At 69.4% G+C, this 7,047-nt stretch carries 8 protein-coding genes; 2 read left to right on the top strand and 6 right to left on the bottom strand.

What is annotated here, in order from left to right:
* Positions 1–989: 989 nt before the first annotated feature.
* Positions 990–1,871: a helix-turn-helix transcriptional regulator gene (locus ETD86_RS15705; RefSeq protein WP_138666890.1), complete on the bottom strand. Its 882-nt coding sequence runs from the start codon at positions 1,869–1,871 to the stop codon at positions 990–992.
* Between the two features lie 121 nt (positions 1,872–1,992).
* On the opposite strand from ETD86_RS15705, the gene ETD86_RS15710 reads away from it, so the two are divergent.
* Both ETD86_RS15710 and ETD86_RS59110 read left to right on the top strand, forming a co-directional pair.
* Positions 1,993–3,021, top strand: coding sequence for a hypothetical protein (locus tag ETD86_RS15710; protein WP_138666891.1), 1,029 nt, complete (start codon positions 1,993–1,995; stop codon positions 3,019–3,021).
* A 150-nt stretch (positions 3,022–3,171) separates the two neighbouring features.
* Positions 3,172–3,297: a hypothetical protein gene (locus tag ETD86_RS59110; RefSeq protein ID WP_281286916.1), complete on the top strand. Its 126-nt coding sequence runs from the start codon at positions 3,172–3,174 to the stop codon at positions 3,295–3,297.
* A 38-nt stretch (positions 3,298–3,335) separates the two neighbouring features.
* Here the strand turns inward: ETD86_RS59110 and ETD86_RS15715 are convergent, their stop codons facing one another.
* From ETD86_RS15715 to ETD86_RS15735, 5 genes are all read right to left on the bottom strand, one after another.
* Positions 3,336–4,019, bottom strand: a complete 684-nt coding sequence (locus ETD86_RS15715) for a transposase (RefSeq protein WP_138666892.1) — start codon at positions 4,017–4,019, stop codon at positions 3,336–3,338.
* The gene (locus ETD86_RS15720) at positions 3,995–4,510 is read right to left on the bottom strand and encodes a transposase family protein (protein WP_138666893.1); all 516 of its coding nucleotides are present in this window, start codon (positions 4,508–4,510) and stop codon (positions 3,995–3,997) included. The genes ETD86_RS15715 and ETD86_RS15720 overlap by 25 nt, the downstream gene beginning before the upstream one ends.
* Before the next feature lie 372 nt (positions 4,511–4,882).
* The gene (locus ETD86_RS15725) at positions 4,883–5,833 is read right to left on the bottom strand and encodes an aldo/keto reductase (protein WP_138666894.1); all 951 of its coding nucleotides are present in this window, start codon (positions 5,831–5,833) and stop codon (positions 4,883–4,885) included.
* 42 nt (positions 5,834–5,875) lie between these two features.
* Positions 5,876–6,292 (bottom strand): Atu4866 domain-containing protein, encoded by a 417-nt coding sequence (locus ETD86_RS15730; protein WP_138666895.1) that lies wholly within the window; start codon positions 6,290–6,292, stop codon positions 5,876–5,878.
* Between the two features lie 33 nt (positions 6,293–6,325).
* Positions 6,326–6,811, bottom strand: coding sequence for a cupredoxin domain-containing protein (locus tag ETD86_RS15735; protein WP_138666896.1), 486 nt, complete (start codon positions 6,809–6,811; stop codon positions 6,326–6,328).
* Between the last annotated feature and the right edge of the window lie 236 nt (positions 6,812–7,047).

Consider the following 7,047-nt stretch of genomic DNA (forward strand, 5'->3'; position numbering starts at 1 on the left):
ACTCAAGACACGGTGGCGAGATTTGAAGCGGCACAGGCTCCGCTCCGACCACTTCCCGATCCCAACGCTCAACCAGCCCAGATCACAGCGCTCGACATCCATCGACGTGATCGACTTGGGGGCATCCCGAGAGAGTATCGACATGCGGCTTGACCTGGCCGGATGATTAATCGGCACCCGCAAGGCTAAACCGAGCACCGCAGGACCACCGAGGCCATCATCGGCGACTTCACCGGCACCTTGCACCAGCCCACCGAACCGCTGCTGGGCGGCTACGACAGCACCGGCCGACTCCAGGCCGCTCCACCCGTCCCAGCACCGAGGCGTCCACGAGGATGGTCCCCTTGCTAACCCAGCCGGCGGCCAGGGCCACCATGGCCGCCGCACCTACCGCCGAACCGCCCAGCGGGACGCACGGCAGTGGCGATCCGGTCTCCTACCAGCTTGTCGAACCGACGTGGCCGTGGTGACCCTGGCGGACCTCGCCATGGAGCATGGCCGCTACCGGCACCTGCTACGCCTGCGTGTCCCCACACTGACATGGCCACGACCCAGGTGGCGGAGTTCACCGGCATTGAGCCGTTGTTCCTCCTGCGCCGTACCACCAGCCTTCCGCCTTGTCCACCCTCGACTTCTCTTGATCGAATGCTTCACCCGCGTCCAAGCGGGAAGCTGATCCCGCATGCCGGACCGGTGGTATCGCAACGCAGTCATCTACTCCCTCGACGTCGGGTCACCGGCGCTCCTCGTGGCGCCGACGAGCGATAAGCCGTCTCTTCTGTACCCGCAAGCAGGGACCCCCGCTATGACATACCTGTCGATTACCGTCGAACATTGCGGCGACTACGCTGGGTGAGCGGCGCCGGGTTCTCGGTGCTGTGAACCGGAACCTGCAGGCGCGGCAAGGTGCGCGCCTCGGCGCACCAGCGCTGCGTCGTGGCGGGAACGCGGCGTCCTCGACCGGGCCCACACGCCGTCGGGCCGCGAGGTCACCCTTCTGCGGGCGTGAGGCCCGGCAGGCCGCCTGCCTGCTGACCGTTGCCCGGGTGCCAGGTGGCGAGGATCTTGAGGTTGTCGTCGGCGGGGGAGCCCGGTTCGGCCGTGTAAACGTTGAGGAGCTGGTCCGGCGCGTCGGGCAGGTGCAGCGTCTCGTAGGCGAGAACGAACTCCCCGACGAGCGGGTGCCTGAACTGCTTGACTCCATGGGTCTTGCTCTTCACTGTGTGCATCGCCCAGTGCCGCCGGAACTCCTCGCTGTGCATCGACAGCTCGCCGATGAGGGACGTGAGCTCGGGGTCGTCGGGATAGCGGCCGGCGTCGATGCGCAGGTGGCCGACGGTGTCGCTCACGACTTGCTCGCGGTTGGGGTAGAGGCGCCTGACGTTCTCGTCGAGCAGGATCAGCCGGGCGAGGTTGCGCCTGCGCACGGGCAGTGCCGCGAAGTCCGTGATGAGCGCGCAGGCCAGCGGGTTCCACGCCAAGATGTCCATCCGGCGGCCGAAGACGAACGCGGGGCTGGCCGGCAGGGCGTTCAGCAGCTGGTGCAGACCGGCGCGGACCGTCTGCGCGCGTGGGGCGCGGACCCGCGTGCGGGTGGGTTTGGCCAGTTGGTGGAGGTAGGCGCGTTCGTCGTCGGTCAGCCGCAGGGCGCTCGCCACGGCGTCCAGCACGCCTTCGGAGACGGTGCCGCACCGGCCCTGCTCCAGCCGGATGTAATAGTCGACGCTGATGCCCGCCAGGAGTGCCAGCTCCTCCCGTCGCAGACCGGGAACGCGCCGTTGCCCTGGCCCCGGAGGCAGCCCCACGTCCCTGGGTGCCAGACGGGCGCGACAGGTGCGGAGGAAGTCGTTGAGATCAGCGCGTCGTGTCATCGCGATCCAGACTAATCGGCCAAACAGGCCGTTGGGTGGTCCTGCCGGACCATAGGTTCGCCGCACCCGGGGCAGGGTTGAGCTCTGGCTGGCCGAGTGCCGTCCGCTGATCATCGGTGACATGTCGTCGAAAGGACAGATCTTCGTGCGCGTCCCCACCGTCTCCGCCGCTCTCACCCTCCTGCTCGTGGCCACCCCCGCCGCGGCCTCCACGCACACCGGAAATCCGGCTCCCACCCCGTCGGCCCAGGCCGCGGAACTTCGGAACGACGCCGGCATCGGCCTGCCGTCCCGGTACGTCGTCCCGGGCCGGTGGGGATATCCCGGCGGGCTGGCGTACGACCAGGCCACCGACCAGTTCTTCACCGGCAGCACGCAGGAGGGCACCCTGTACGTGGGCACGCCCGGCCAGGAGTGGATGCAGGTGTGGCTCCGGGGTGGCGTGGACGGCCGTACGACCACGTCGGGGATCATCTCCGACGACCATGGCAGGCTCTACGTGGGCGGAGGCGCGACCAACCGGGTGTGGATCTACGACATCCGATCCCGCCGGCTCCTGGCCACGGTCGCCGGCGTGCCCGGTGGCTTCGTCAACGACATCACCATCGCTGAGGACGGCACCGCCTACGCCACCGACTCGCTCGGTCACCTCATCTACCGGATCAGCGAGCGGGACGGGCGCTGGAGCATGGCCCCCTGGCTCGACCTGGACGGCACTCCGGTGGAGCTCGTCGACGGGCACAACCTCAACGGCATCACCGCGGTCGACGGCGACAACCTGATCGCCGTGCACAGCCAGTCGGGCAAGCTGTACCGATTCAACCGGACCTCCAAGGAGATCCACCAGGTGGACCTCGGCGGCGCCTTCCTGTACGGCGGCGACGGCCTCGTCCAGCATGACGGGCGGCTCTACGTGGTCCGCGGCGGGCTCTCCCCGCAGAACCCGCAGCCGCAGGTCTCGGTGCTGCGGCCGGCCGAGGACTGGTCGGCCGCCGAGGTGGAGTCCGTGATCAACTCGGACTTCCTGCATCCCAGCACCGCGCGAGTGGTAAGTGGCCGACTGCTGGTGGTCAACAGCCAGTACAACACCGGGCAGACCGGTGGTAAGCCGGAGCTCCCGTTCTCGATCTCGGCCATCCCGCTCGGCTGACGCCGCACGCCGAGGGCCGCCCGTCGGGTCAGCGGGCGGCCAACACGGGCACGTCCGCCACCTTGCCGAAGTCCTGCACCTGGTCCTTCACCTCGAACGTCACCGACTTGATGTCGTCGGCGACGCGCCTTGCGGCTCTCATCGACCACCGTGAACATGCCGTACGCCGAGTTTGTCACCCACTCGTGCTTGAACACCCCGCTGAACGGCTGCGGCGCCGGCACCGCGGACACGTTCTCGTTCAGGTTGTGCACCTCGAAGCTGCCCACCAGGTAGGCGCCGTCGCGGTAGAAGGCCCCCCACTCGGGTCCGTGTCACCAGCCGCAGTGCGCCACGAGGCGCTGATTTGTCCGGATGGAGGTGGAAGGCCACCATCTCCTCGCCGTCCCCTCCGTAGCGGTGAGGTGAAGCTGGAGGCAGCTCGAACCGGGGATTGCCGGTGAGGGCGGGAGCAGCCTCGACAAAGTCGGGTCGGCCCAGGACTGCTGGAAGGGCCGGGCCCGGTGAGCGAGACGGGAAGGTATACGCGAGGAACCGGCGTTGTTACAGGGCATCCAGGCCGTCGGGGCGTCCATCACCTGGATGGTGGGGACCTCGCGGCGGCCGAGACCGCGCTCGTCGGTGCGGTGGGCGATCTCCACCTGTGTCCAGGCCAGCGCGTCGAACAACCGCGCCTGGTTCTCCTTGACGATCATCACGAAGTGGGCGTGCTTGTCCTGGAGCAGGAAGCGGGCGTGGGCGCGCTGGGTGTGCAGACTGTCCATGGTCACCACCACCCCGGCCAGGTCCAGGGGCGACAGCAGCGGCGCGAAGCTCGGAATCTCGTTACTCTTCGGGCCGATCTGCCGCTGCGCGAGCACGCTGGTCGCGGTGTGGGTGACCGCCGCGAGCAGGAACGCGGCACGGCCGTCGGCGTCCAGGGCACCCGCCATCGCCTTACCGTCGACCGCGACGGCGACCGGTTGCCCGTCGATCAGCAGTACCGGCGGATGCGCCATCTCCGGCTCGCTCTCCGATCTGCTGCGACCTCCAAGACGGTTCCGAGCCCGGCGCGGCCGGCGAACCACGGGCCCAGCACATCATCGGCCACCTGCCCGTCGAGCTGGTTGAGCAGCCGCTCGACGGTGTCGGCGTGCGGCGCCCGCAACCGCCCGCCCCGCGCCTTGATCCCGACCGCGACCAGCAACCAGCCCGGCGCCGCCGCCGCCCAGGTCACGATGTCCAGCCGGGCCTTTTCCCCGCTCAAGACCGCCGCCAGGCACAGGGCCACGATCGCCGCCAGCGCGTAGCGCACCCCGCGCCGATCCCGTGGATCGGGAATCGTCGCCAGGCAGTCCAGCAGCCCACCGGTCTGGATACCGCCGGTATGCGCCAACTGGGGAGCGTGCTCACGGATGACCGCCAGAATCGGCGCGGACTCGACGGCAGGGGCAGGGGGCAGCAGGTTGCAGACAACGAAGACCTCTGGGGACGTTTTGCATCGAAACATCCGCTCCTAGCGGTCCTCGTTGCGTTTCGTCCGGAGGCACGCCGGACGGTGACCTACACGTGATCAGCGCCCTCGGTTGCGGCTCCCGCACTGTGACTCGCCGTGATCAGCCCTATCGTCGCGAGTCTGCGTATCCATCGCCTTCGCCATCACGCATGGTGATCGCGGATCTTGGGCCAGGCGAGAGCTGCCGCCGATGACGGAGCCCCCCACCTCCACGCCGGCCCACTTCTGACCCACCGCAATCAAGCCCATCTACCTGCGGAAACGACTTTTTCGAGTCACCCTGCGATGCCGACCCGGCTTGTCATGGGGCGCTCCCGAACGGTCGCGGCGGGTGGTTCAGTGCGGTGGTTCAGTGCTGCGGGCGGTTCAGTAGCGATCGCCGGAGACCTGGTCGACCAGGGGATCGAGCGCCTTGAGATCGGCGTCGGTGAGCCGCAGATCGGCGGCGCCCAGGTTCTCCTCCAGGTAGCTCAGCCGCTTGGTGCCTGGGATCGGGACGATGTCGTCGCCGAGCGCCAGCACCCAGGCCAGCGCGACCTGCGCGGGCGTCGCCCCGCGGTCGCGCGCCACCGTGTCGATGGCCGCGACGAGCCGCTGGTTGCGGGCGATCGTCTCGGCCTGGAACCGCGGGTTGCCGCGCCGCCAGTCATCGGCCTCGAGCTGGTCGACCGTGGTCAGCGCGCCGGTGAGAAAACCGCGGCCGAGCGGCGAGTAGGCAATGAACGCGGCGTCGTGCTCGCGGCACCAGGGCACGACCTTGTCGAGCTGGTCCCGGCTCCACAGCGAGAGCTCGCTCTGTACGGTCGCCACCGGGTGGACGGCGTGCGCGGTGGCCAGCTCGTGGAGCGTCGCCTCGGACATGCCGATGAAGCGCACCTTGCCTTCGGTGACCAGCTCGGCCATCGCGCCCCAGCTCTCCTCCACCGGGATCGCCGGGTCCACCCGGTGCAGCTGGTAGAGGTCGATCACCTCGACGCCGAGCCGGCGCAACGAGCCCTCGGCCGCCGCCCGGATGTGGTCGGGGTGACCGCTCGGCACGATGTCGCCGTCCCGCACCACCAGCCCGCACTTGCTGGCCAGCACGACCTCGTCGCGGTGGTCTCGCAGCGCGGCGCCCACCAGCTCCTCGTTGGTGAACGGGCCATAGACGTCGGCGGTGTCGATCAGGGTCACGCCCTTGTCGACGGCGGTGTGGATGACACGGGCCGACACCTCGTCGTCGCGGTCGGCGGGGCTGTAGGCGAAGCTCATCCCCATACAGCCCAGGCCGATGGCCCCGACCGCCAGTCCGGACGACCCCAAGATCCTCTGTTGCACGGTTGTCTCTCCCGTCCTTGTTTCCGTGGTCGGTGTTCCTGGTCAGCCCGTCTTCTTCAGCGTCGATCCGCTGAGCGAGATCGAGTCGCCGTTGATGGTGCCGTCGGCGGTGACGCCGGTCTTGTCGTTCAGCGTCAGCGTCGTGCCCTTGACGGTGTACTTGCCGGCGTAGGCGGCCTTGCGGTCACCGAGGTCCTCGCTGAACGTGCCGTCGGCGCGCAGCTCCAGCTTCAGGCTGCCGTCGTCGTTCGCCCACGTTCCGACCAGGTTCCCGGCCGACGAGGACGCGGCCGGCGGGGACGCGGCCGGCGGGGACGCGGCCGGCGGGGACGCGGCCGATGAGGCCCCGGCAGCCGGGGGTGCTGCGTTGGGGTCGTCCCCGTCGTCTGAGCAGGCCGATGTGATGATCAGTGCCGTGGCGAGCACGGTGCCGAGACCAAGAGAGGTCATCCTGGACATGTCATGTCTCCTTGTGTGCGGTCGGTGTCCGGATCAGTCGCCGGTCATCTCCAGGACGCCCCCCATGCCGTCGCTCCGGTGCCCGCCGATCGAGCAGAAGAAGGTGTAACGGCCGGGAGTGAGCCCGGTGACCAGGGCGCGGGTCTCCCCGCGGGTGATCACCGGGGTCCGCCCCACGATCCGGCCGTCGCGTTCCAGCACCATGTCGTGCGGGATCCCGGAGTCGTTCTGGAAGCGCAGGAGGATCTTGTCGCCGGAGGCGGTGTGCCGGTTGTGGTCGAAGGCGTGCGAGCCGTCGGGCTGGGCGGCGAGCCGGAACACCGGCGCGTCGGCGGCGGCCGCGTCGTCGCCCTGGCCGCCTACGGGACTGGTCGGGCCGCCGCCGGAGCCGCTCGCCCCATGGCCCGGGTGCGGGCCGACGCCGTCCGGCGATCCGGCGCACCCGTTCGCCACCAGGGCGACCGCGGCGCAGAGCGCGGCGCTGGTGATCACTTTGCCGCACACGGTGGAGGTCGTCATCGGTGGTGGCTTCCTGTCGGTGTCGCCGACCGCGGCTCGATCGTCTGACGATCTCCATCATGTGGTGCCGCGCCGTGGGTGCCCAGGTTCTGTTTCGCCTGGGGTCTCGGCTACCTAGGACTGGCGGAACCACCCTCCGCGGGCCGCACGGTCCTTGCCGCCGGCTGTGCGGGATGCCGGGGAGAGGCCGACGGCACCGTCCAGCCACCTGGACCACCACCCTGACCATCACCCCC

The sequence above is a fragment of the Nonomuraea turkmeniaca genome, assembly GCF_005889735.1.
GTDB lineage: Bacteria > Actinomycetota > Actinomycetes > Streptosporangiales > Streptosporangiaceae > Nonomuraea > Nonomuraea turkmeniaca.

Bases quoted from the DNA above. Each gene is read 5' to 3' on its own strand.
- ETD86_RS15720 (WP_138666893.1), bottom strand. From the start codon at position 4,510: ATGTTTCGATGCAAAACGTCCCCAGAGGTCTTCGTTGTCTGCAACCTG.
- ETD86_RS15735 (WP_138666896.1), bottom strand. From the start codon at position 6,811: ATGACGACCTCCACCGTGTGCGGCAAAGTGATCACCAGCGCCGCGCTC.
- ETD86_RS15710 (WP_138666891.1), top strand. From the start codon at position 1,993: ATGTCGTCGAAAGGACAGATCTTCGTGCGCGTCCCCACCGTCTCCGCC.
- ETD86_RS15705 (WP_138666890.1), bottom strand. From the start codon at position 1,871: ATGACACGACGCGCTGATCTCAACGACTTCCTCCGCACCTGTCGCGCC.
- ETD86_RS15715 (WP_138666892.1), bottom strand. From the start codon at position 4,019: ATGGCGCATCCGCCGGTACTGCTGATCGACGGGCAACCGGTCGCCGTC.
- ETD86_RS15730 (WP_138666895.1), bottom strand. From the start codon at position 6,292: ATGTCCAGGATGACCTCTCTTGGTCTCGGCACCGTGCTCGCCACGGCA.